Here is a 21,474-nt window from a genome sequence, read left to right on the forward strand (position 1 = left end):
GATCCGGAAAAGTGGAAACCGGTTTTCCGAAAAGATCATGCTCAAACAAGGAGATGAGATCATGATGCGATTCTGTGGAAACGCATCATGATCTAGCGGCCTCGAGTCAGCCCAGCGATGCGCCGGCCTTGGCGCGGCTTATCCCGAGCGTCACGATGCGCTGCAGAAGATCCGGATAGTCCAGCCCGTCATGCCCGGCGGCGGTCGCGAACTCCTGGCTCTTGGCGATCTCGGGATTGGGATTGGCTTCGATGAAATAGGGAACGCCGTTGGTGGACAGGCGGAAGTCGATGCGCGCATAGCCGTCGAGCCCCAGCGTCCGGTAGATGCGCTTGGCCAGCCGTTGAATATGGGCGGATAGCTCCGGCGTGAGATCCTCGGCCGGGCCGTCGACAATCCCGACCCGCTCCTGATAGCTGGTATCGTGCTTGACCTTTTCGGTGGCGATCTGGCGCGCGGCGGGGCCGCCCATGCTGCCGAATTTCAGCTCCCACACCGGCAGCACCCGCAGCCGGTTGTTGCCGAGCACGCCGACATAGAGCTCGCGTCCCTCGATGAACTGCTCGGCGATCGCGGCCGTTCCGATCCGCTCATGGATGAAGGCGACGCGCTCGGCGAGCTTCTCGTCGGTATCGACGATCGACGCCTGCGAGATACCCAGCGATCCATCGCTGCTCAGGCTCTTGACGATCAGCGGCAGCTCGAGGCGCGGCGGCCGCTTGACCTTGCGGCGCATCGGAAACACCGCGAAGGCCGGCACCGGGATCCGGCGATGGTGCACCAGCGTCTTGGACAGATCCTTGCCGCGCGCCAGGATCAGGCCGCGCGGGTTGCATCCGGTATAGGCGATCTTCATCAGCTCGAGATAGCTCGCGATGTGCTGGTCGTACACGACGTCGTAATGAAACTCCTCCAGCAGCGTGAACACGACGTGCGGCTTGAAGCCCTCGATCTCGTCGCGCACCGGCTTGATTTCCTCCTGCACGCCGAGCGGACGAACCTCATGGCCGGCCGCGCGCAGGGTGCTGACGACGTCGTATTCCGTCTTCCACTCGTTGATCTCCCGCGCGCTGTATCCATCGCTGGAGTCGGGCGGCACACAGTCCGGGTGCATCAGCACCAGAATGCGAAGCTGTTTCATAGCGCGATCCATTTCCGGCGCGACGGGCCGAACAGCGCGTGCATGGTCTTGGCGGTCAGCAGAATGGTGAAGTTTGTCACGAGCTTCTGCTCGGGGCCGACGGCACGCAGATTGAGCTCGCGGCAGCGCGAGATCATATCATCGAGCACGGCATCGAGCGTCAACTGGTTCTCGCCCGTCCACCGCGCCACCAGCTGCCTGATCTGGGCGCGGTGCCGCCTGATGAAGGCCGCGGCCGGCGGACGCCGATAATGCCGCGGATCGGCGGAGAACAGCTTGGAGAGATCGCGGTCGTAGGTCTTCGGCGGCGTGAAGGCGTAGAATGCCTGCTTCTTCCTGTAGTGCTCGGCGAGCGTTTGCTTGAGCGTATGCAGCGGATCGACCCGCTCGCGCGTCGGGAGCAGCGGCCGCTTGCCGGCGATCTCGCCCATCAGCTCGTCGACATATTCGAGCTTCTTCAGCGCGGGCCAGCCGGCATAGCGCGTCCGCCAGTTCGAGCGCGGCCGCAGCCACACCGCGAAGGTCTCGGCGAAGTCCTCATCCGGATGGCTCTGCGCGTACCAGAGCCGAAGATGCTGGACATAATTGCGGCTGGCCGGATTGGGCCGATAGTAGCGCGGGTAGTGCTGCGATGACGGGCCGAACAGCTGCTGCCAGCGCCGGCGGCGCTGCAGCTGGTAGCCGTGCTGCACGGCATGCCCCGCCTCGTGGCGGAGAATCGCCATGCACTCGGACCACGAGGCGCCCTCGACGTCGAGCATCATCTTCTTCTCGAGCTTCATCAGGCGGGGATGGGCGAGGTAGAACGGGATCGCGATGCCGGGCACATCTGCCGGGCTGAACCATTCGCTCGAGATCCATGTGTGCGGCCGCAACCGGATGCCGCGTTCCTCGAGCTCCTCATAGAGCGTATTCACACAATCGGCGAGCCAGGTGCCTTCGACGGCAACCCTTAGACGGTTGAGCGGTTGCGCGAGCAACTGCTCGTCCGTCAGCTTTTCCCAGGCAAATTTGCGGCGCGGCATAGGCTTCCAAAGTCTAAAACAAATCGGACTCTGGATGGTGTCATAGGTTGCCGTCGGCAACAACCGCCGGGCCTTCGCGGCGTGCCTCCAGCCAATGCCGGCATCGGGCCGGCCCGAGTGTCCGCCTTGGGCGGCGGCGGGCAGCGCGCCGAGCCCGATTCGCCGGCTCAAGGCGACGCTCATCTGGCGTCCTAGGGCTTGACCCAACGCTGCACGGCCGCCGCGGTATCGGCCGGCCTGGTGTTGAAGCAGATGGCGGCATCGGGGGCGAGCCGGTGCACCAGATTGAGGATCGTCTCGAACAGCAAGAGCCGCTCCGGCGGCTCGCGCAGCCCGGCACCGATCACGACGCAGTCGTAGCGGCGCGCGTTGAGGGCCGCCGCCGTCACGGCCTCCGCCGTATCGCCGAGGTCGATCAGGCAGCTGTCGACGTCGTAGCCGAGCGTCCGCAGGCCGTCGATCTGCGCGTCGAGATAGCTGCGCACCAGTTCGGGCGTGAACTGCGGCATGACGGACAGATCGACGAAGGTCGGGTCGAGGCCGATCGCCAGCACGGATGGCTTCGTCTTGGTGGCAGTTCCCGGTCCAGAGGAATTTCGTCCGAGCATGCCGCAGGTTTGAGTCGAAATCGCGGACACGACGATCCGAGCAACCTTGTAGCCCTGGTGAGCGAAGCGACACCCGGGGTCGCTCGTGGCAAAGACCCGCATGTCGCTTCGCTCATGCGGGCTACATGGTCTCGCTCCGCCGAAATCGCGGAGCCGTCAGCGGCAGCCGTGATCCTGCGCGGCACGCGCGGCGATCGCGGCGCGCCGCTTGAGGAACTCACGCTCGCGCGAATTGCCGGCCAATGCGGCGGCGGCCTCGAACGCGGCATGCGCCTCCGCGAAACGGCAGAGCTTATGCAGCAGATCGCCGCGCACGCTCGGCAGCAGATGATAGGATTTCAACGCCGGCTCATCGGCGAGACCGTCGACGATCGCGAGCGCGGCCAGCGGCCCCTCGGCCATGCCGATCGCAACCGCGCGGTTGAGCTCGATCACGGGTGAATCCAACAGCGCGGCGAGGTCGCCGTACAGCGCGGCGATGCAGTGCCAGTCGGTCGCGTCAGGGGTGCCGGCCTCGGCGTGGCAGGCGGCGATCGCGGCCTGCAGCACATAGAAGCCGCCGGCGCCGCCGAGCTCGCGGGCGCGCGCCAACGCGAGCTGCCCGCGGCGGATCTGCAGGCGATCCCACCGCGCGCGGTTCTGGTCCATCAGCAGGATCGGCTCGCCGGACGCATCGGTGCGCGTCGCCATCCGCGAAGCGTTGAACTCCATCAGCGCCAGCAGGCCGTGCGCCTCCGGCTCCGATGGTGCGATCGAGGTCAGCACGCGGCCCATGCGCAGCGCCTCGTTGCAGAGCTGCGGCCGCAGCCATTCGTCGCCGCTTGCCGCGGTATAGCCCTCGTTGAAGATGAGGTAGACGACCTCGAGCACGGAGGCGAGCCGCTCGGACAGCTCCTCGCCGCGCGGCGTCTCGTAGGCAAGCCCCGATTCCGACAGCGTGCGCTTGGCGCGCACGATGCGCTGGGCGATGGTCGCCTCCGCCTGCAGGAAGGCGCGCGCGATCTCCTCGGTGGTGAGGCCGCAGATCATCCTGAGCGCCAGCGCGGCGCGCGCCTCCCGCGACAGGCGCGGATGGCAGGCGGTGAAGATCAGCCGCAGCAATTCGTCACCGATATCGTCGTCGAGCGCGGCATCGAAGTCGGGCATGGTCTCCTGCTCCCGCGCCAGGTCGTGCGCGATCACGCCGTGCTTCTCGGCCAGCATGCGATTGCGGCGCAGATGGTCGAGCGCGCGGCGCTTGGCCGTCGCCATCAGCCAGGCACCGGGCTTTTCCGGCACGCCATCCGCCGGCCAATGCTCGAGCGCGGCGACCAGCGCTTCCTGGGTCAGGTCCTCGGCGAGCGGCACGTCGCGCAGCATCCGCGACAGGCTGGTGATCAGCCGCGGCTGCTCGATGCGCCACACCGCAAGGATCGTGGCCTGGATGTCGGCGGCCGTCATCGCCGCCGACCTGGATTTCTCGGCTTGACGCGTTGTCTTCACGCGAACCGGCGTCCACTTCGCTTGCGAACGCCCTGTTCGCGCGGTGCATCAGGCGCAGGCGGACACATCGACCTGACAGCCGCCGTCGGCGCCCGGGGTGGCGAACGGACGGACCTCACAGGTTCCCGCCCAGCCCGGCATATGCTCCTTGTGCAGCTGCATGAACTCCACGGCGGCGGCGACCGCCTCTTCCTTGTTGCGGAGCTCGAAGATCGCATAGCCGCCGATCATCTCCTTGGTCTCGACGAAGGGCCCGTCGACCACGTTGAGCTTGCCGTCGGTGATGCGGACCTGGGCGCCCATCGCGACCGGCAACAGCCCGCCGGTGTCGATCATGCGGCCCGCCTTGATTTCCCGCTCGGCAAGCCTGCCCATCGCCTCCATCAGAGCCGGCGTCGGCGGGCCCGGGGGCTGGGGCGAGGTGACGATATACATGAAGCGCATCGGAAAACTCCTGTTGGGCGAGACGCGGCGATGATCGCCGCAAGACCGGCTCGCTATGGGGAACGACGATCCGGGAGGGGGTGAATCGACATGGGAAAGGGAATTTTTTTCGGGCAGAAGCAGATCGTACCGGCCCCATCGTCGTCCCTGCGAAAGCACGGACGACACGGAGCTTGTGGCAATCCCGTAGCCCGGGTGAGCGAAGCGATACCCGGGGAATGCACCGGCGAAATCCCGCATATCGCTTGCGCTCATGCGGGCTACGAAGCCAGCACCCGATCTACTGCTCCCGCAGCATGATCAGCGGGTCGGCGCTGTCGGGGACGCGGCGCCATTGGGCGTTGTCGTCGGCCTCGAACTGCCAGGTCTCGCCCTTGGCCGACATCAGGATCATCTGGCCGTGATCGAGCCGCCACATGGTCGGGTTGAAGGCCGCAACCGCGGGATCGCATTTGCCCTTCAGGAACACCTGGAAATTGTCGTTGCCGGCGTCGGTGTTGGTCAGCACCAGCGTGCAGATCGCCTGGCCGTTGCCGCGCACCATCGACCAGTCGCCGATCATCTGGTCCATCGATTTGGCGAGCGAGCGCGCCGCAGCAAGGTTTTGCAGGATGTAGACGCCCTCATTGGTGCGCATCCCTTCGAAAATTCCGGTCTCGACCTCGGTGAAATCGATCACGGTCTCGCCGGCGGCATTGTGCAGCCGCACGATGTCGCCGAGGCCCCTGATGCTCCAGCCGGTGATGTCCTTGGTGAAGGGCAGCGCGGCGGCGCAGGCGGGCTCGAGCTCGAGCTTGAAGCCTTGCGGCGCCGTATCGCCCTTCAGCGTCACGACGCAGGTCTTGCTGCGTTCGGTGGTGGCGAGCTCCCACTGCCCGATCATGTCCTTCTTCAACGTCGTGACGTCCTGCGCCGTTGCCGGACCGCACACGGCCAGCAGCAGACACAGCACGGCGTTGAAGCGGGACAACGACATCAGCGATCCTTGACGGGCGTTTCGGCAACCGGCGTCAGCGGCGGCTTGCCGGCGAACCAGTTCTTGATGTTGTCGACCACGAGCTGGTCCATCGCGTTGCGCGTGACCACCGAGGCCGAACCGATATGCGGCAGCAGCACGACGTTCTGCATCGCCTTCAATTCGTCCGGCACGTTCGGCTCGGCCGCGAACACGTCGAGACCTGCGGCGAGGATGGTGCCGGACTTCAGCGCCGCGACCAGCGCCGGCTCGTCGACCACCGAGCCGCGGGCGACATTGATCAGCACGCCGCGGGGACCGAGCGCCTTCAAGACGTCGGCATTGATCATCTTCGCCGTCGAGGCGCCGCCCGGCACGATGACGATCAAGGTGTCGACCGCCTTCGCCATCTCGATCAGATCGGGATAGTGCTTGTAGGAGACGTCCTTGGACGGATTGCGCGAGTGATAGGACACCGGCACCCGCGACGCATCGAGCCGGCGTCCGATCGCCTGGCCGATCCGGCCCATGCCGACGATGCCGATCTTGCGGTCGCGCAGCGAGCCGACGCTGAGCGGATAATTCTGGGTCTGCCACAGCCCGGAGCGCACATAGCGGTCGGCCTTGACGAACTCGCGCAACGTCGCGATCAACAGGCCCATCGCGACGTCGGCGACCTCCTCGGTCAGCACGTCGGGCGTATTGGTGACCACGATATTGTGATCGCGCGCATAGGCAGAATCGACGTGGTCGTAGCCGACGCCGAAGCTGCCGACGATCTCGAGCTTCGGAAACATCGCCAGCGCGGTCTTGTCGGTCGCCATCGTGTGATAGGTGACGGCGATGCCGCGGATCTTCGCCAGCGTATCGGGCGTCAGCCGCTCGAGGTCGCCGCGGCTCTCGGCACGGTGCAGCACGTATTGATCGGGAAAGCCGTTTTCGAGGATTGGCCGGATCGGTCCATAGATCAACAGATCGATCTTTTCGGAAGAAATCGGGGCCATCAACTTTCCTTTCCTAACGCGCTTTCATGCCAACGCCGCAGCAACAAATGCGAAACTAGCGCCAGCAACCCATAAATGACAATCCCGGCCAGCGATAGCAGCAGAAGTGCCGCGAACATGCGGGGAATATTCAGCCGGTAGCCTGATTCAGCGATCCGGAAGGCGAGGCCCGAGCCGGCGCCGGCGCTGCCCGCTGCGATCTCCGCGACCACGGCGCCGATCAGCGACAGCCCGCCGGCGATGCGCAGACCGCCGAGGATATAGGGCAGCGCCGCGGGCAGCTTCAGGAACAGCAGCGTCTGCAGCTGTGAGGCGCCATAAAGTTGAAACAATCCGGCGAGGTTGCGATCCACCGAATTGAGGCCGAGCGTCGTGTTCGACAGCACCGGAAAGAACGCCACGATCCAGGCGCAGACGATCACCGCGGTCTGCTGCTGCAGATAGATCAGGAGCAGCGGCGCGATCGCGATAACGGGCGTAACCTGCAGCACCACGGCATAGGGAAACAGCGAATACTCCAGCCATTTCGACTGGTTGAACAATAGCGCCAGCACGATGCCGCCGACTGCCGCGGCAACGAAGCCTTCGAGCGTGGTCAGGAGCGTGACGCCGAGCGATTGCGACAGGATAGGCCAGTCCGCAACCAGCGTCTTCAGCACCAACAGCGGGCTCGGCAGCACGTAAGGTTGGATGCCATAGCCGCGGACGATGGCTTCCCAGAGCAGGAGGCCAGCGGCGAACACCGCAAGCGGCAGCAGAAAACGGACGAGGTCCTGCGGAGATTTCATGCGCCCGCCTGCCCTGCATAGGATGGCGCCAGCGCGCTGGAGACCTCGCGGCAGAACGCGGCATATTCGGCCGAGGTGCGGAACTCCTCACCGCGCGGCTCCGGCGAGGTGACGCGAAACTCCGCGCCGATCCGGCCCGGGCGGGCGGTCATCGCGATCACGCGCTGCGACAGATAGACCGACTCGAACACCGAGTGCGTCACGAAGATGATGGTCTTGTGCAGGGTGCGCCACAGCGACAGCAGGTCGTTGTTGAGCCGAAACCGCGTGATCTCGTCGAGCGCCGCGAACGGCTCGTCCATCAAGAGGACATCCGGATCGGTGACCAACGCGCGCGCCAGCGACACCCGCATCTTCATGCCGCCGGACAATTCGCGCGGATAGGCCCTCGCGAATTCCGCGAGCCCGACCTGATCCAGCGCCGCATCGATGCGCGCGTCGGCGTCGGTCGCGGGCGCACGGGCAAGCTTCAGCGGCAGGCGGACATTGTCGCGCACGGTAGCCCACGGCATCAGCGTCGGCTCCTGAAATACGAAGCCGATGCGGTGGCTGCCGCGCTGCTCCGCGCCATGATGCGAGACCTCGACCGTGCCGGCGCTTGGCGTGGCGAGACCTGCAATCAGCCGCAGCGCGGTGGATTTGCCGCAACCGGAGGGCCCGAGCAGCGAGACGAACTCGCCGCGCCTCACGTCGAGGTCGAGCGGCCCGAGTGCCCTCACGCCGCTGTCATAGGTCTTGCTGACGCCGCGCAGGCGCACAGCCGACGCTGCATCAGATCCAGACAACGCAGGCTCCGCCATCGCCCGTCCGCACCCGTCAGTTCTTCGGCCGGAGCTCGGCGCCGACCGCCTTGTTGACGAAGCGCAGCGTGTAGCCCTGGCGATAGTCGATGGCGCTCTTGACCACGCCGGCCCGCACCATCTTGTCGAAGAAGCTCGCCATCCGCTCGTCGGTCATGGCGCCGATGCCGTTCTTGATGGAATCGCCGGAATCGACGATGCCGTGCTCGCGCATCTTGGCGACGCAATAGGCGAGCAGCTCGTCGTTCATGTCGGGATTGAGCTTCTTGATCATCGCATTGCCGGCCGAGTTGTCGCCGTAGACGTAGTGGTACCAGCCGACGATCGAGGCATCGACGAAGCGCTGCACGAGGTCAGGCTTCTTGTCGACCAGGTCGCGGCGGGTCTCGATCAGCGTCGAGTAGGAGTTGAAGCCGTAATCGGCGAGCAGCAGCACGTTCGGCTTGAAGCCGGCGGCTTTCTCGACCGCGAAAGGCTCCGAGGTGACGTAGCCCTGCATCGCGGTCTGCTTGTTCACGATGAAGGGCTGCGGGTTGAAGGTATAGGGCTTCACCTTGTTCTCGTCGAAACCGTATTCGGACTTCAGCCACTGGAAGTAGCTGGTGATGCCCTCCTTCGAGATCAAAAGCGTCAGCGGCTTCAGATCTTCGATCTTTGCGACCTTGACCTCGGGATGGGTCAGGAAGACCTGGGGGTCCTTCTGGAACATGGCAGCGACGGCGACCAGCGGCACGTTGTTGGTGACGGCGTCGAAGGTCTGCAGCGAGTTCGCGCTCATGAAGAAGTCGAGCTTGCCCGCGATCAGCAGCATGCGGTTGTTCTCGTTGGGACCGCCCGGCACGATGGTGACGTCGAGGCCGTATTTCTTGTAGGTGCCGTCGGCGAGCGCCTGGAAGAACCCGCCATGCTCGCCCTCGGCGACCCAATTGGTGCCGAACGAGACCTTGTCCAAGGTCTTGTCTGAGGTCTGCGCCCGCGTCGGGGCAAGCGCCGCGGCAACGCAAAGCGCGGCGGTCAGAAGGCTTGTGGTTAACGCTCGCAGCAAAAAGGCCGGGATCATGGTTGGACTCCGTCGATCATTATGGCCCATGATGGAAGGCGGGAAGACGTGGACCGCGCCCGGAGACGCGAACCCGTTATGATGTTAAACAAACTAGCCTGCAAATCCATCCCGTGAAACGCTTGTATTGAAACGACCGGCTTGATGACTTCTCAGCTTCCGCCCCGCGACTGGACCGCCATCCGCTGGCCCGATATCGCCAGGGATACGGCCGCGCGCTGGATCGCGGTGCTGCCGCTGGCCGCGACCGAGCAGCACGGGCCGCATCTGCCGCTCGGAACCGACGTCATGATCGGCGAGGCCTATCTTTCGCGGGTGCGAGAGTTGCTGCCCGCGACCACTCCCGCCACGTTCCTGCCGTTGCAGCCGGTCGGCATCTCAACCGAGCACATCGATTTTCCGGGTACCTTGACCTTGCCGACCAACGTGGCGCTGAGGAGCTGGATGGCGCTCGGCGAGAGCGTGGCGCGCGCGGGCGTCAGGAAGCTCGTGATCGTGACCAGCCATGGCGGCAATTCCGCCGCGATGCAGCTGGTGGCGCAGGATCTGCGCGCGCACCATCAGATGCTGGTGGTGACCACGAGCTGGTCGCGCTTCGGCGCGCCCGACGGGCTGTTCGACGCTGGCGAATTACGCCACGGCATCCATGGCGGCGCGGTCGAGACCTCGATCATGCTGGCGAAATATCCGCACGCCGTGCGCAAGGATGCGATCGCGGACTTCAAGCCGGCCAGCGTGCGGATCGAGAAGGATCATCGCTTTCTGTCGACGCAGCGGCCGGCGCCGTTCGCCTGGCAGGCGCAGGACCTCAATCCGAGCGGCGCGATCGGCGATGCGACCAAGGCCTCGGCCGAGAAGGGCGAGAAGCTGATCGAACACGGCGCGCGCGCGTTCTGCGAGCTGCTCGCCGATGTCGACAGGTTCGATCCCGACGTATTTCGCGGCAAATGACCGCGATTGCTTCGTCCTGACAAGCGCGACGAAACAATTCGCGAAACCATATTTCCGCCCCGATCTTCGAACCGGAACCGGACAGCCTCCGTCCAACGGGCATGCGGACCACACCGGCGCCGCCCACACAGGATGGAGTATTCCATGTCGATCAAGACCAAGTTCGCCGCCCTCGCCCTCACCGCGCTCGCCGTGACCGGCACCATCGCGTCCACGACGTCGCAGGCTGAAGCGAAGCCCTATGGCTGGGGCTGGGGCGTTGGCGCAGGTCTCGTCGGCGCCGCCGTTGTCGGCAGCGCGATCGCGGCCAGCGACGGCTATTACTACGGCGGTGGCTATCGGCGCTGCGGCTGGGTGCGCCAGTTCGACGCCTACGGCAATTACATCGGCCGCGTGCGCAGCTGCTACTGATCGACTGGTTATTTAGGACTGCGGATCCTGCGTTCGGCACGGGTCCTCATCCACCCCGTGTCGCAACCGACCCGTCCGGTGATCCCCCCGGGCGGGTCAATTCTTGAACGCGGCAATCATCACAGATATTTCGCGACCAGCCTGAAATCGCGCAGCACAGCGCGGCCCTTCGGCCCTGACGCCTTCAGCGTCTCCTCCAGGCTGTGACCGATGTGATCGTGGATCAGCGCCTTCTTGGCGCTCTCGATCGCGCTCTCCACCGCCTGCAATTGCTGGGCGATCTGCGCACAGGGCCGGCCCTGCTCGATCATCTCGACGATGGTGTCGAGATGGCCGTTGGCGCGCTTCAGGCGCCTGGCGATCGCAGCGTGCGGATGGTCGTCGGACATCTGGCTCTCCTATCCTCCCCGAAGGATAATCGTGATCCTCCCCGGAGGATAGCGGAATCGGCTTGACAGGCCATTGTCGCGGGCGTAGTGCCCGATGATCGGAACGTTCGTTCCGCGCCGGGGGTTCTATCTCCGGAGACAAGTCGATCCACGAGCCAGCACAGAAGGCACATGGGCAGTAGCAACTCAGGCGACAGTAGTCCGGCGATGCCGGGACTGGTGACGCCGCAACACAGCAAGACTGATCGCGCAGATCTCGCCTGCGTGGACGGGTGGTCGCGCCCAAGCTGACCACTGCTCCTCACCGGCCTGCCGCGACCAGCGGAAGTGGAGGTGAGCGATGTTCGAAAAGCTCGCAAAATTCCGGCAAGCAAGCCCGCGGCGCGTTGTCGATCCGCGGCGCATGCCGCCGCCGGCCGCCATTCATTGCAATGACAACCTGCCGGGCTTTCGCCGCCTGGCGGGCCGCCGCCGGCATCCAACCCCGGTTTGTCATTGGGTCCTGATCGACGGCCGCCTGGAATGCCGTTGGACCGTCGAAGACAGCGGCGGTGATCTCGATCAGCAGCGACGCGCCGCAGCGAAGCCACGGCTGTGCGCTTAGGCCGACCGTGAGGGCGGGCTTGATAACGACAGTGCTGGCCGCTCCCTCTCCCCGTTCTTGCGGGGAGAGGGTTGGGGTGAGGGGCCGTCTCCGCGCACACGGTAATAGCTGAGTTCGCGGAAGCTCCCCCTCACCCGGATCGCATCTGACGATGCGATCCGACCTCTCCCCGCACGCGGGGCGAGGTGAAGCGGCGCCCGCTGCTCGGTCGGAAGTAGTCGTCTTGGTTTAGGAGGCCGGCATGGACGAAGGACCTAGTTGCCCCGTTGCGCGCCATCGCGGCGCGGCAGCGGGATCATTGAGCTGCATCAGATCTGGAAATGCCGCTGCTCACGGCAGCGGAGACGTGCGCACCTGACGACGCCTGCGTCCCTCCCGCCGTGCCGAATGGCGGCGAGGAGACGCGAAATGACCGAAAGCAAGACCACACAAACCGCCATTCTCGACAGCGCGCATGCCGGCGACATCCACGGCGCGCTCGGCAGCATCGCGCGCGACGACACCGCGCCGCGCGCGACCTTGCTGGCCCGGCTGAAGACGCTGCCGGCGATCGTCGGCCCCGGCCTGATCGTGATGGTCGGCGACAACGACGCCGGCGCGTTCGGCACCTACACCCAGGCCGGACAGAATTACGGCACCACGCTGCTGTGGACGCTTCTGCTGCTGATCCCGGTGCTCTACGTCAACCAGGAGATGGTGGTGCGGCTCGGCGCCATCACCGGGGTCGGCCATGCGCGGCTGATCTTCGAGCGCTTCGGCAAGTTCTGGGGTACCTTCAGCGTCATCGACCTGCTGGTATTGAACGCGCTGACCATCGTCACCGAGTTCATCGGCATCACGTTCGCGCTTCATTTTCTCGGCGTCTCGCAGTTCTGGGGCGTGTTGGCCTCGGCTGTTATCGTGATGCTGGCGGTCTCGACCGGCGACTTTCGCCGCTTCGAACGCTTCGGCATCGTGCTGGTCGCCGGCAGCCTGCTGCTGGTACCCGTGATCCTGATGGTGCATCCGCCGGTCGGGCAGATCGCGGCGGACTTCTTCGTGCCGAAGATGCCGCAGGACGCCAAGCTCAGCGAGGTGATGCTGCTGATCGTCGCCATCGTCGGCACTACGGTGGCGCCGTGGCAATTGTTCTTCCAGCAGAGCTACATCGTCGACAAGCGGATCACGCCGCGTTTCATCCGCTATGAGCGGATGGATCTATGCATCGGCATCGTGCTGGTCGTGGTCGGCGCGGTGGCGATGATCTCGTTCTGCGCGGCAGTGTTCGCAGGAAAGCCCGAATTCGGCAATTACACCGACGCGCTGGGGACCGCGGTCGGCCTCGAGACATATGCCGGCCGGCTGCCGGCGGTGCTGTTCGCCCTTGCGCTGCTCGATGCCTGCATCATCGGTGCTGCGGCAGTCTCCCTCGCGACCGCTTATGCGATCGGCGACGTGTTCGCGGTCAAGCACTCGCTGCACCGCAAGCCGTGGGACGCGAAGGGCTTCTACAGCGTCTATTGCGGTCTGATCGTGCTCGCGGCGGCGCTGGTGCTAACGCCGGGCACGCCGCTCGGACTATTGACCAACGCGGTGCAGACGCTGGCCGGCGTGCTGCTGCCGAGCGCGACCGTGTTCCTGCTGCTGCTGTGCAATGACCGCCACATCCTCGGACCCTGGGTCAATTCGACCAAACTCAACCTGTTCACCGGCGCGATGGTCGCGGGGCTGGTGATGCTGTCGGTGATCCTGACCGCGGCGGTGCTGTTCCCCAATCTCGGCGAGGCCTGGATCATCGGCATCCTCGTCGGAGGCAGCCTGCTCGCGTTGTTGGTGACGGCAGCCGTCAAGTTCTACGAGATGTCGTCGGGCCGTCACGCGTCGTTCCGCTTCAAGCGCAAGCCGCCGCGAGAGTCTTTTCATGTCGACCGCGACAGCTGGCGGATGCCGCCACTCGACCGGCTGCCGCCGGCGCGGCTCAGCCCGCTGAGCCGGATCTGGATGATCGTGCTGCGCGGCTATCTCGTCGTCGCCGCCGGCCTCGTGCTGCTGCGGATCGTCCAGCTCGCCACGGTGGGAGCGTGACCGCGCTCAGTCGCGGCCGGCGATGGGGCGCGATCGTGCTGCTCAGGCTGGCGAGCGCCGTCCTGCGCGGCGCGGCCGCGCTCCACCGGAAACGCACAATCTCAAACGCCGGGCTGCGGACGGCGCTGTCGATGGCGCGATGTGTCGAACGGGCCGGCGCGCGGGTCGTGCTCGGCAGGGCATCGCGGCCGGCATTCATCAACACAAAGGACGAGGACAATGGCGGCATCGATTGAACGGTCGGGTCGCGACCGGTTTGCCACGGACAGGCGGCCGATCGCCGCCGATGCGGCCTGCCACCTCGCGCTGTTACGTGACTGTCACGGTGGCGTGCAAATCGGAACGGTATTGGGCGCGCCTCAGTTGCTATTGCGAATTATTTGCAATAAGCAACAGGGGATGCTAGGTGCTGATCTGGCTTTGGATGGGACGACACAGATCGGACCGGGGACGGCGGGCGATGATTTCAAATCTCGGGTGGCAAAGCGGCCGCCAAATCTGCAGTGATGCCGGGCGAAACCGCCACTCGTTCGCGGAAAGCCGCGTCATGACCTGCGTCCGCCTCTTCCGGGTCCAGATCGCCGCCGGCGCAGCGCTCGGTGCGGCAACCTTCGGCGCGCCGGCGACCGCGGCCGATCTGGCGCTCAAATCCCCCGCCGCCTGGGCGGTCTACAGCTGGACCGGATTCTATGTCGGCGCCCATGTCGGTTATGGCGACGGCACTCTGGGCCCCGGCACCAATCCGATCCTGGAACAGGGCGTGTTCTTTCCGCCCACCATCACCGGCGGGATCGGCGGCTTCCAGGTCGGATACAACAGGGAATTCGCCAACCGCTTCGTGCTCGGCGTCGAGGCGGATGCGACCTTCACCGGCCCGACCGATCTGCCGCGGCGGGTGCTCGGCCCCTTCAATTCGTCGATCGACTATGTCGGCACGCTGCGCGGCCGCGCCGGCTACTCTTTCGGCACCTGGATGCCTTACGTGACCGGCGGCTTCGCCTGGGGTCACAGCCAGGTTCGGGTCAACGATGCCGCGAGCGAGGTGATCTCGGAGCCCGGGCAGTACCAGACCGGCTGGACCGTCGGCGCCGGCGCCGAATTCGCGGTGAGCGGCAATTGGACCGCCAAGGTCGAATACGACTATGTCGACCTGTCGCGCCGCACGCTCGGCCTCAATGATTTCGGCCTGCCCGGCGTCAGCATCGACCCGCGCATCCATTTGCTGAAATTCGGCCTCAACTATCAGCTTGGCGACTCGCCATGGTCGGCAACGCCGACGCGCACCGCGCTGCCCGAATCGAGCGACTGGAGCGTGCACGGCCAGACGACGCTGCTGCCGCAGACCTACCCCTCGTTCCGCTCGCCCTATGCCGGCACCAACAGCCTTCCCGGCGCGGGGCAGTTGCAGCAGACCTGGACCACGACCGCATTTCTCGGCGTGCGGCTCTGGGAAGGCGGCGAGTTCTACTTCAACCCGGAAACCGCGCAGGGCTTTGGCCTCAACGGCACGCTCGGCCTTGCCGGCTTCTCGAACGGCGAAGCCCAGAAGGCCGGCGCGCCGTTTCCGAAAATCCGGCCGCAGCGCTACTACTTCAAGCAGACCTTCGGCTTCGGCGGCGAGCAGGAAGACGTCGCCGACGGCCCAAACCAGATCGCCGGCAAGCGTGACATCGACCGCCTCACGCTCGTGGTCGGGCGCTTTGCGGTCGGCGATTTCTTCGACGGCAATTCCTACGCCAAGGACCCGCGCGCCGATTTCATGAACTGGGCGATGTGGGCGTCCGCCGCCTACGACTTCCCGGCCGACCTGCCCGGCTATACCCGCGGCGCGGTGGTCGAGCTCAACCGCAAGGATTGGGCAGTGCGCGCCGGCGTGTTCCAGGTGCCGAACGCACCGAACAGCGACGTTCTGGTGTTCAACACCGGCGGCGCGGTGGTCGAGTTCGAGGGCCGCTATTCGATCTTCGACCAGCCCGGCAAGCTCCGCGTCGGCGTGTTCGGCAACCGCGGCAACACAGGCAATTACGCCCAAGCGCTCGCGATCGAGGACGCCAATCCGGGGCTCGACATCAACGACGTGATGGCCGGCATCCGCAAGGACAATCTGAAATACGGCTTCTATCTGAACGGCGAGCAGCAGATCGTGACCGATGTCGGCCTGTTCGGCCGCCTCAGCTGGAACGACGGCCGGACCGAGATTCTGTCGTTCACCGATGTCGATCGCAGCATCTCGGGCGGCGTGTCGATCAAGGGCAGCAGGTGGGGACGGGCGAACGACACGATCGGCATCGGCGGCGCGATCAACGGACTGTCGTCAGCGCATCGCGACTACCTCGCCGCCGGCGGCCTCGGCCTGCTGATCGGTGACGGCGCGCTGAACTACAGCCCGGAGCGGATCTTCGAGACCTACTACGCCTATCAGGTGAACAAGAACCTGACGCTGACCGCGGACTATCAGTTCATCACCAACCCCGCCTACAACGCCGACCGCGGCCCGGTGCACATCTTCTCCGGCCGCATCCACGGCGAGTTCTGAGGCGCGATACGCCCCGTCGTCCCGAGCAAGCGAAGCGCGACCCGGGATCCATAACCACCGCTGATTGTCGTTAGAGCAAGCTGAGGCGACAGCGAATCCAACCACGAGGTCCTGTGGTTATGGGTCCCGGCTTTCGCCGGGACGACAGCGAGTTTGCGTCGCCAGCGCGCAGCTTCTGAATTGGTTCGATTGAGCAAACGCCCTCTCCCCACTCAGATATATGTAGACCCCCCGGGCTTGCCGCAAGCCCGGGGTCATCCCGTAGAACGCGCGCCCAATCGAACGGAGGAGTGCGGGATGCGGGAACATGCTGTCGTGATTGCCGGCGGAGGTCCGACCGGGCTGATGCTGGCGGGCGAGTTGGCGCTGGCGGGAATAGATGTTGCGATTGTCGAGCGGCGCGCGAGGGAGGACCTGATCGGCGCGCGGGCCGGCGGCCTGCACGCGCGCACCATCGAGGTGCTCGATCAGCGCGGCATCGGCGAGCGGTTTGTCGCGCTGGGGACGCGCCATCCGGCGGTGCTTTTCCACTCCCATCTGGTGCCACTGGATATCACCGACTTCCCGACCCGACGCAATTTCACGCTGGGGCTCCGGCAGAACCATATCGAGCGCCTGCTCGGCGAATGGGTCGGCGAACTCGCTGTGCCGATCCATCGCGGGCGCGAGGTGACCGGCTTCACGCAGGACGAGGCCGGCGTCGACGTCGAGCTGTCGGATGGCCAATTGCTCCGGGCACAATATCTCGTCGGCTGCGATGGCGGCCGGAGCCTCGTCCGCAAAGCGGCCGGCATCGAATTCGCCGGGTGGGATCCGACCACGAGCTGGCTGATTGCCGAGGCCGAAATGGCGGGCGAGCCGGAACGGGGCTTTCGCCAGCACGACACCGGCACCTCGGCGATCGGCAAGGCGGAAGATGGCGGGCGGGTGCGGCTGGTGCTGACCGAACGGCAACTCGGCACCGACCGGGAGCCGACCTTGCGCGACGTCAGCGAGGCACTGGTCGCCGCGTACGGCACCGATTTCGGCATCCACAGTCCGGTCTGGATCTCGCGCTTCACCGACATGACCCGGCAGGCCCTGACCTACCGCAAACAGCGCGTGCTGCTGGCCGGCGATGCCGCCCATGTGCATCCGCCGATGGGCGGCCAGGGCCTCAATATCGGCGTGCAGGACGCAGTGAACCTGGGCTGGAAGCTGGCCCAGGTGGTCAAGCAGATCGCGCCGGACAGCCTGCTCGACACCTACGAGGCCGAACGGCATCCGGTGGCGGCCCGCGTGCTGCGCAACACCATGGCGCATGTCGCGCTCAACCGCACCGATCCGCGCACCCAGGCGTTGAACGAGATCGTCTCCGGCCTGCTGCGCATGGACGAGCCGCGCAGATGCTTTGCCGCGATGATGTCCGGCCTCGATCTTCACTACGATCTTGGCGACGGCCATCCGCTGCTCGGACGCCGCATGCCCGATCTCGATCTGGTCACTGCCAACGGCCCGATGCAGGTCTTCGCGCTGCTGCACCGGGCGCGGCCGGTTCTGCTGAATTTCGGCGAGCCCGGCGGCATCGCCATCACGGGATGGACCGACCGGGTTCAGCTGGTCGATGCCGAGTATCGCGGCGCATGGGAGCTTCCCGCGCAGGGCACGGTTTCGGCCCCGACCGCGGTGCTGGTGCGGCCCGATGGCTACGTGGCGTGGGTCGGCGAGCGAACGCAGGCCGGCCTAACCGAGGCGCTGACCAAATGGTTCGGCGCGTCCGCTGCTACGTAATGAGCGTAGCCCGGATGGAGCGCAGCGTAATCCGGGATCGGTCGATCCGCACAGAGAGCGGTCCCGGATTACGCTGCGCTTCATCCGGGCTACAGAATTGCCGCCACTACCCCGCCGGCTGGAACGAATCCGCGCGCGCCATCGCCCAGGCGTCGCGGAAGCGGCGGTCCTGGGTGCCTTCGAGCAGTTCGCCGGGGCGCAGCGTCGGATAGAGCTCGGCGAAGGAAGAGACCTCGGTGGTCGAAGACCGCTGCGAGAAGTGGATCGGGCGCAGCTCCTTGGTGTGCTCGAGGCCGGCGGCGGCGAGCAGCTCGGTCAGCGCGTGCAGGGTCGAGTGGTGGTAGTTGTACACGCGGTCGATCTTGTCGGGCACATAGAGCGCGCGGTTGCGGATCGGGTCCTGCGAGGTGACGCCGGTCGGGCAGCGATCGGTGTGGCAGCTCAGGGACTGGATGCAGCCGAGCGCGAACATGAAGCCGCGCGCCGAATTGCACCAGTCGGCCCCGATCGCCATCGCGCGCGCCATGTCGAACGCGGTCGCGATCTTGCCGGAGGCACCGATCTTGATGCGATCGCGCGCGCCGATGCCGATCAGCGCGTTGTGGACGAAATTGACGCCCTCGCGCATCGGCATGCCGAGATGGTCCATGAATTCGAGCGGCGCGGCGCCGGTGCCGCCTTCATTGCCGTCGACCACGATGAAGTCGGGATAGAGCCCGCTCTCGTGCATCGCCTTGCAGATCGCCAGGAACTCCCAGGGATGGCCGATGCACATCTTGAAGCCGGCCGGCTTGCCGCCGGACAGCTGGCGCATCCGGGCGACGAATTCCATCATCTGCAGCGGCGTCGAGAACGCCTTGTGATAGGCCGGCGAGATGCAGTCCTCCCCCATCGGCACGCCCCGGATCTTGGAAATCTCCTCGGAAACCTTCGCCGCCGGCAGCACGCCGCCGTGGCCGGGCTTGGCACCCTGGCTGATCTTGAGCTCGACCATCTTGATCTGATCGTCACCCGCGACGCGCGCGAACTCGTCGGGATTGAAGGTGCCGTCACGGTTGCGGCAGCCGAAATAGCCGGAGCCGATCTCCCAGATGATGTCGCCCCCCATCTCGCGATGATACGGGCTGACGCCGCCCTCGCCGGTGTCGTGGGCGAAGCCGCCCTTCTTGGCGCCGGCATTGAGCGCCCGCACCGCGTTCGGGCTGAGCGCGCCAAAGCTCATCGCCGAGATATTGAAGACCGAGGCCGAATACGGCTTGGTGCAGTCGGGGCCGCCGATGGTGATGCGGAATTTCTGGTCGGCCCTCGGCTTCGGCGCCACCGAGTGGTGCATCCACTCATAGCCCTCGCGATAGACGTCCTCCTGGGTGCCGAACGGCCGCTTGTCGAGCACCATCTTGGCACGCTGGTAAACCACCGCGCGGGTGTCGCGGGAGAACGGCATGCCGTCCTTCTCGCTCTCGAAGAAATATTGCCGCATCTCCGGGCGGATTTCCTCGAGCAGGAAGCGGACATGCGCCGAGATCGGGTAGTTGCGCAGCACCGCGTGGTTCTTCTGGGTGAGGTCGCGGATGCCGAGCAATGTCAGCGCGCCGAAGATGACCAGCGGGATCAGGACGATCTTGAAGACCTTGTGATCAAAAATTCCAACCAGCAGCAGCAGTGCGGTGACGACGGCGCAGATCGTCAGCACGATGAAGCGCGGCGAGAACGGAAGCAGCACTGTATCCATGAAATTCCTCCGGTCTGCCCAAATGACCTGTCGGCCGCGAGCCTAATCCAACTCGCGGAACAAGTGCACTACGGTTATACGGCCGAGCAGTCACAGATGTGACAACCGCCCGAATGGGCGGGTGCGGATACCGGTCAAATTGAAACGGTATCGCCTTTTGCACTGCAACGGAGCGCAGCGGATCGGATGCGATAACCTGCGTCGCGGGCGCACTACCAAAATATCGAAAACAACCCCATGCAAAGGAGCCGGCTGCGGCCGGCGCTCGACACAGCGACTTGACACGTCGGGCAACTCACCGGCACAATTCCACTATTCCGAAATCGTGATGTGAGTCTGCGGCTCCTCCAACCCGTCGTCCCTGCCTAGTGCGCACTTGCGCACGGGAGCAGGGACCCATAACCACAAATGCCAATTGTTGGGCCACGCTGGAACGACGAGTCCCTTCAACAAGGTCCGCCGCGGCGTATGGGTCGCTGCTTTCGCAGGGACGACGATGGGGATGGTTCTCGATTCGAGGCGTCGCACCACGCGGTGTCATCACCCGCGCATGTGAGTGCGCTTGCAGAGGAGATGAGGAGAGAGCACCGTTCGCCTAGTGCTCGTGCGGCTGCAATTCGTGCGGGATGTGCCCCGGCTTCAGGCCATCGCCGTCGAGCCAGGCGTTGGTGGTGTCGAGTGCCCGGGTAATGTGATCGGCGGTCCTGGAGAAATCGTAGGGCGAGCCGACCAGCGGGCAGAGCGGCGGCACCACGAAGTACTCGACATCGGGCCCGATGTTCTCGAGCTCGTTGACGAGCTGCCGCGCGATCAGGAGCGTCAGCGCGTGCAGGGCATTGGCGAGCGCGCCGACCGGCGGCGCCTGGTTGGCGCAGGCATGCCCGGTCGGCAGCACGATCAGGCGTTTGGCACCGTGCCGGACCGCGACGCGGACCGGTGTGTTGCTGGAGATCGCGCCATCGGCCAGGAAACGATCGCGGTAATGCACCGGCGTGAACGCACCCGGGATCGCGGTCGATGCGACGATCGCCTCCGCGGTCGAACCTTCCGACAGCACTACGCTGTCGCCGCTGATGATGTCTGTGGTGACGATGTGGATCGGGATCCGCGCGTCCTCGAGATTGCGGAACGGGATGTAGTCGTCGATCAGCTTGCGGACGCCGTCATGCGGGATCAGGAAGTCGCGCCGCCACAGGAAGCTCACCAGCGTCCGCCACGTCACCGGAAACACGTCTTGCCGGTTGAGGCCGCGCCAGATCTCGGCCAGCCGCGCGACGCCCGAGACCGTCGGGTCGCCGGCGTAGAACGCGCCGTTCAGTGCGCCGACGCTGGAGCCGACCACCATGTCGGCGACCACGCCATGCGCGGCCAGCGCCTGCAGCATGCCGACCTGGATCGCGCCAAAGCTGCCGCCGCCGGCAAACACAAAGGCGGTCTTCGGTGCATCCGGATCGGTGATGGACAAGGTGCTGCTCCCAGATCGCCGCTTTCGCGCAACGGCCGCGCGGCGTTGGAGGCGTTATAGCAGCGTGGCAATGGGAGACGCCACATACTCACGGGTCGTCCTGGCCTAGTGCGCAATTGCGCACGGGAGCCAGGACCCATTACCACAAATGCAAAAGGCTGGAGCCTGATGGGGCCCAGCCTTCGACAAACAAAGAGCGGTGGTTATGGGTCCTGGCTTTCGCCAGGACGACAATCTTAATGCTC

21 protein-coding genes are annotated in these 21,474 nt (G+C 65.5%); 8 read left to right on the forward strand and 13 right to left on the reverse strand.

The window, feature by feature from the left end; translation table 11 throughout:
• Nucleotides 1-106: 106 nt before the first annotated feature.
• The 10 genes from J6525_RS16655 to J6525_RS16700 all read right to left on the reverse strand — a co-directional run bounded on the left by J6525_RS16655 (nt 107) and on the right by J6525_RS16700 (nt 9,307).
• Nucleotides 107-1,141 carry a D-alanine--D-alanine ligase family protein gene (locus J6525_RS16655; RefSeq protein WP_050382451.1) on the reverse strand — a complete coding sequence of 345 codons (1,035 nt, stop codon included), beginning with the start codon at nt 1,139-1,141 and terminating at the stop codon, nt 107-109.
• Nucleotides 1,138-2,349, reverse strand: a complete 1,212-nt coding sequence (locus J6525_RS16660) for a putative zinc-binding metallopeptidase (protein WP_225645456.1) — start codon at nt 2,347-2,349, stop codon at nt 1,138-1,140. The genes J6525_RS16655 and J6525_RS16660 overlap by 4 nt, the downstream gene beginning before the upstream one ends.
• A gap of 8 nt (nt 2,350-2,357) precedes the next feature.
• A complete protein-coding gene (locus tag J6525_RS16665) occupies nt 2,358-2,774 on the reverse strand; it encodes a type 1 glutamine amidotransferase family protein (RefSeq protein ID WP_225645482.1) in 417 nt (138 codons plus the stop codon).
• A 156-nt stretch (nt 2,775-2,930) separates the two neighbouring features.
• The gene (locus J6525_RS16670) at nt 2,931-4,214 is read right to left on the reverse strand and encodes an RNA polymerase sigma factor (RefSeq protein WP_225645483.1); all 1,284 of its coding nucleotides are present in this window, start codon (nt 4,212-4,214) and stop codon (nt 2,931-2,933) included.
• A 90-nt stretch (nt 4,215-4,304) separates the two neighbouring features.
• Nucleotides 4,305-4,700 (reverse strand): YciI family protein, encoded by a 396-nt coding sequence (locus J6525_RS16675; RefSeq protein ID WP_225645457.1) that lies wholly within the window; start codon nt 4,698-4,700, stop codon nt 4,305-4,307.
• Between the two features lie 280 nt (nt 4,701-4,980).
• A complete protein-coding gene (locus tag J6525_RS16680) occupies nt 4,981-5,676 on the reverse strand; it encodes an AprI/Inh family metalloprotease inhibitor (RefSeq protein WP_225645458.1) in 696 nt (231 codons plus the stop codon).
• Entirely contained in the window at nt 5,676-6,659 is a 984-nt protein-coding gene (locus J6525_RS16685) for a 2-hydroxyacid dehydrogenase (RefSeq protein WP_092083215.1), read from the reverse strand. Before J6525_RS16685 ends, J6525_RS16680 begins: the two co-directional genes overlap by 1 nt.
• Entirely contained in the window at nt 6,659-7,447 is a 789-nt protein-coding gene (locus J6525_RS16690) for an ABC transporter permease (RefSeq protein WP_225645459.1), read from the reverse strand. Before J6525_RS16690 ends, J6525_RS16685 begins: the two co-directional genes overlap by 1 nt.
• A complete protein-coding gene (locus J6525_RS16695; protein WP_225645460.1) occupies nt 7,444-8,247 on the reverse strand; it encodes an ABC transporter ATP-binding protein in 804 nt (267 codons plus the stop codon). The genes J6525_RS16690 and J6525_RS16695 overlap by 4 nt, the downstream gene beginning before the upstream one ends.
• Before the next feature lie 16 nt (nt 8,248-8,263).
• Nucleotides 8,264-9,307 (reverse strand): ABC transporter substrate-binding protein, encoded by a 1,044-nt coding sequence (locus tag J6525_RS16700; protein WP_225645461.1) that lies wholly within the window; start codon nt 9,305-9,307, stop codon nt 8,264-8,266.
• Between the two features lie 144 nt (nt 9,308-9,451).
• Here J6525_RS16700 and J6525_RS16705 point away from each other — a divergent pair, with 144 nt between their 5' ends.
• Nucleotides 9,452-10,258 (forward strand): creatininase family protein, encoded by an 807-nt coding sequence (locus J6525_RS16705; protein WP_225645462.1) that lies wholly within the window; start codon nt 9,452-9,454, stop codon nt 10,256-10,258.
• A gap of 144 nt (nt 10,259-10,402) precedes the next feature.
• Nucleotides 10,403-10,669, forward strand: coding sequence for a hypothetical protein (locus J6525_RS16710; RefSeq protein ID WP_225645463.1), 267 nt, complete (start codon nt 10,403-10,405; stop codon nt 10,667-10,669).
• A gap of 119 nt (nt 10,670-10,788) precedes the next feature.
• Here J6525_RS16710 and J6525_RS16715 read toward each other — a convergent pair whose 3' ends face one another.
• Nucleotides 10,789-11,058, reverse strand: a complete 270-nt coding sequence (locus J6525_RS16715; RefSeq protein WP_016840607.1) for a metal-sensing transcriptional repressor — start codon at nt 11,056-11,058, stop codon at nt 10,789-10,791.
• A gap of 340 nt (nt 11,059-11,398) precedes the next feature.
• On the opposite strand from J6525_RS16715, the gene J6525_RS16720 reads away from it, so the two are divergent.
• The 6 genes from J6525_RS16720 (at nt 11,399) to J6525_RS16745 (ending at nt 18,032) form a co-directional block, all read left to right on the forward strand.
• Nucleotides 11,399-11,662 carry a hypothetical protein gene (locus J6525_RS16720; RefSeq protein ID WP_225645464.1) on the forward strand — a complete coding sequence of 88 codons (264 nt, stop codon included), beginning with the start codon at nt 11,399-11,401 and terminating at the stop codon, nt 11,660-11,662.
• A 408-nt stretch (nt 11,663-12,070) separates the two neighbouring features.
• The gene (locus J6525_RS16725) at nt 12,071-13,726 is read left to right on the forward strand and encodes an Nramp family divalent metal transporter (protein WP_225645465.1); all 1,656 of its coding nucleotides are present in this window, start codon (nt 12,071-12,073) and stop codon (nt 13,724-13,726) included.
• Nucleotides 13,723-13,962: a hypothetical protein gene (locus J6525_RS16730; RefSeq protein WP_225645466.1), complete on the forward strand. Its 240-nt coding sequence runs from the start codon at nt 13,723-13,725 to the stop codon at nt 13,960-13,962. Before J6525_RS16725 ends, J6525_RS16730 begins: the two co-directional genes overlap by 4 nt.
• Nucleotides 13,946-14,233, forward strand: a complete 288-nt coding sequence (locus tag J6525_RS16735) for a hypothetical protein (RefSeq protein WP_225645467.1) — start codon at nt 13,946-13,948, stop codon at nt 14,231-14,233. The genes J6525_RS16730 and J6525_RS16735 overlap by 17 nt, the downstream gene beginning before the upstream one ends.
• A 40-nt stretch (nt 14,234-14,273) precedes the next feature.
• Complete coding sequence (locus tag J6525_RS16740) at nt 14,274-16,262, forward strand: carbohydrate porin (RefSeq protein WP_225645468.1); 1,989 nt, start codon at nt 14,274-14,276, stop codon at nt 16,260-16,262.
• A 297-nt stretch (nt 16,263-16,559) separates the two neighbouring features.
• Entirely contained in the window at nt 16,560-18,032 is a 1,473-nt protein-coding gene (locus tag J6525_RS16745) for an FAD-dependent monooxygenase (RefSeq protein ID WP_225645469.1), read from the forward strand.
• Between the two features lie 106 nt (nt 18,033-18,138).
• Here the strand turns inward: J6525_RS16745 and J6525_RS16750 are convergent, their stop codons facing one another.
• Together J6525_RS16750 and J6525_RS16755 are read right to left on the reverse strand one after the other, a co-directional pair.
• The gene (locus J6525_RS16750) at nt 18,139-19,764 is read right to left on the reverse strand and encodes an FMN-binding glutamate synthase family protein (RefSeq protein ID WP_225163097.1); all 1,626 of its coding nucleotides are present in this window, start codon (nt 19,762-19,764) and stop codon (nt 18,139-18,141) included.
• A gap of 595 nt (nt 19,765-20,359) precedes the next feature.
• A complete protein-coding gene (locus J6525_RS16755; protein ID WP_225163096.1) occupies nt 20,360-21,229 on the reverse strand; it encodes a patatin-like phospholipase family protein in 870 nt (289 codons plus the stop codon).
• Nucleotides 21,230-21,474 lie beyond the last annotated feature (245 nt).

Origin of the sequence: Bradyrhizobium australafricanum, from assembly GCF_020329495.1 — a bacterium.
GTDB classification, from domain to species: Bacteria; Pseudomonadota; Alphaproteobacteria; order Rhizobiales; family Xanthobacteraceae; genus Bradyrhizobium; species Bradyrhizobium australafricanum.

Bases quoted from the DNA above. Each gene is read 5' to 3' on its own strand.
- J6525_RS16695 (WP_225645460.1), bottom strand. From the start codon at position 8,247: ATGGCGGAGCCTGCGTTGTCTGGATCTGATGCAGCGTCGGCTGTGCGC.
- J6525_RS16655 (WP_050382451.1), bottom strand. From the start codon at position 1,141: ATGAAACAGCTTCGCATTCTGGTGCTGATGCACCCGGACTGTGTGCCG.
- J6525_RS16740 (WP_225645468.1), top strand. From the start codon at position 14,274: ATGACCTGCGTCCGCCTCTTCCGGGTCCAGATCGCCGCCGGCGCAGCG.
- J6525_RS16710 (WP_225645463.1), top strand. From the start codon at position 10,403: ATGTCGATCAAGACCAAGTTCGCCGCCCTCGCCCTCACCGCGCTCGCC.
- J6525_RS16725 (WP_225645465.1), top strand. From the start codon at position 12,071: ATGACCGAAAGCAAGACCACACAAACCGCCATTCTCGACAGCGCGCAT.
- J6525_RS16745 (WP_225645469.1), top strand. From the start codon at position 16,560: ATGCGGGAACATGCTGTCGTGATTGCCGGCGGAGGTCCGACCGGGCTG.
- J6525_RS16750 (WP_225163097.1), bottom strand. From the start codon at position 19,764: ATGGATACAGTGCTGCTTCCGTTCTCGCCGCGCTTCATCGTGCTGACG.
- J6525_RS16680 (WP_225645458.1), bottom strand. From the start codon at position 5,676: ATGTCGTTGTCCCGCTTCAACGCCGTGCTGTGTCTGCTGCTGGCCGTG.
- J6525_RS16670 (WP_225645483.1), bottom strand. From the start codon at position 4,214: ATGACGGCCGCCGACATCCAGGCCACGATCCTTGCGGTGTGGCGCATC.
- J6525_RS16685 (WP_092083215.1), bottom strand. From the start codon at position 6,659: ATGGCCCCGATTTCTTCCGAAAAGATCGATCTGTTGATCTATGGACCG.
- J6525_RS16700 (WP_225645461.1), bottom strand. From the start codon at position 9,307: ATGATCCCGGCCTTTTTGCTGCGAGCGTTAACCACAAGCCTTCTGACC.
- J6525_RS16690 (WP_225645459.1), bottom strand. From the start codon at position 7,447: ATGAAATCTCCGCAGGACCTCGTCCGTTTTCTGCTGCCGCTTGCGGTG.
- J6525_RS16660 (WP_225645456.1), bottom strand. From the start codon at position 2,349: ATGAGCGTCGCCTTGAGCCGGCGAATCGGGCTCGGCGCGCTGCCCGCC.
- J6525_RS16665 (WP_225645482.1), bottom strand. From the start codon at position 2,774: ATGCTCGGACGAAATTCCTCTGGACCGGGAACTGCCACCAAGACGAAG.
- J6525_RS16715 (WP_016840607.1), bottom strand. From the start codon at position 11,058: ATGTCCGACGACCATCCGCACGCTGCGATCGCCAGGCGCCTGAAGCGC.
- J6525_RS16735 (WP_225645467.1), top strand. From the start codon at position 13,946: ATGGCGGCATCGATTGAACGGTCGGGTCGCGACCGGTTTGCCACGGAC.
- J6525_RS16675 (WP_225645457.1), bottom strand. From the start codon at position 4,700: ATGCGCTTCATGTATATCGTCACCTCGCCCCAGCCCCCGGGCCCGCCG.
- J6525_RS16705 (WP_225645462.1), top strand. From the start codon at position 9,452: ATGACTTCTCAGCTTCCGCCCCGCGACTGGACCGCCATCCGCTGGCCC.
- J6525_RS16720 (WP_225645464.1), top strand. From the start codon at position 11,399: ATGTTCGAAAAGCTCGCAAAATTCCGGCAAGCAAGCCCGCGGCGCGTT.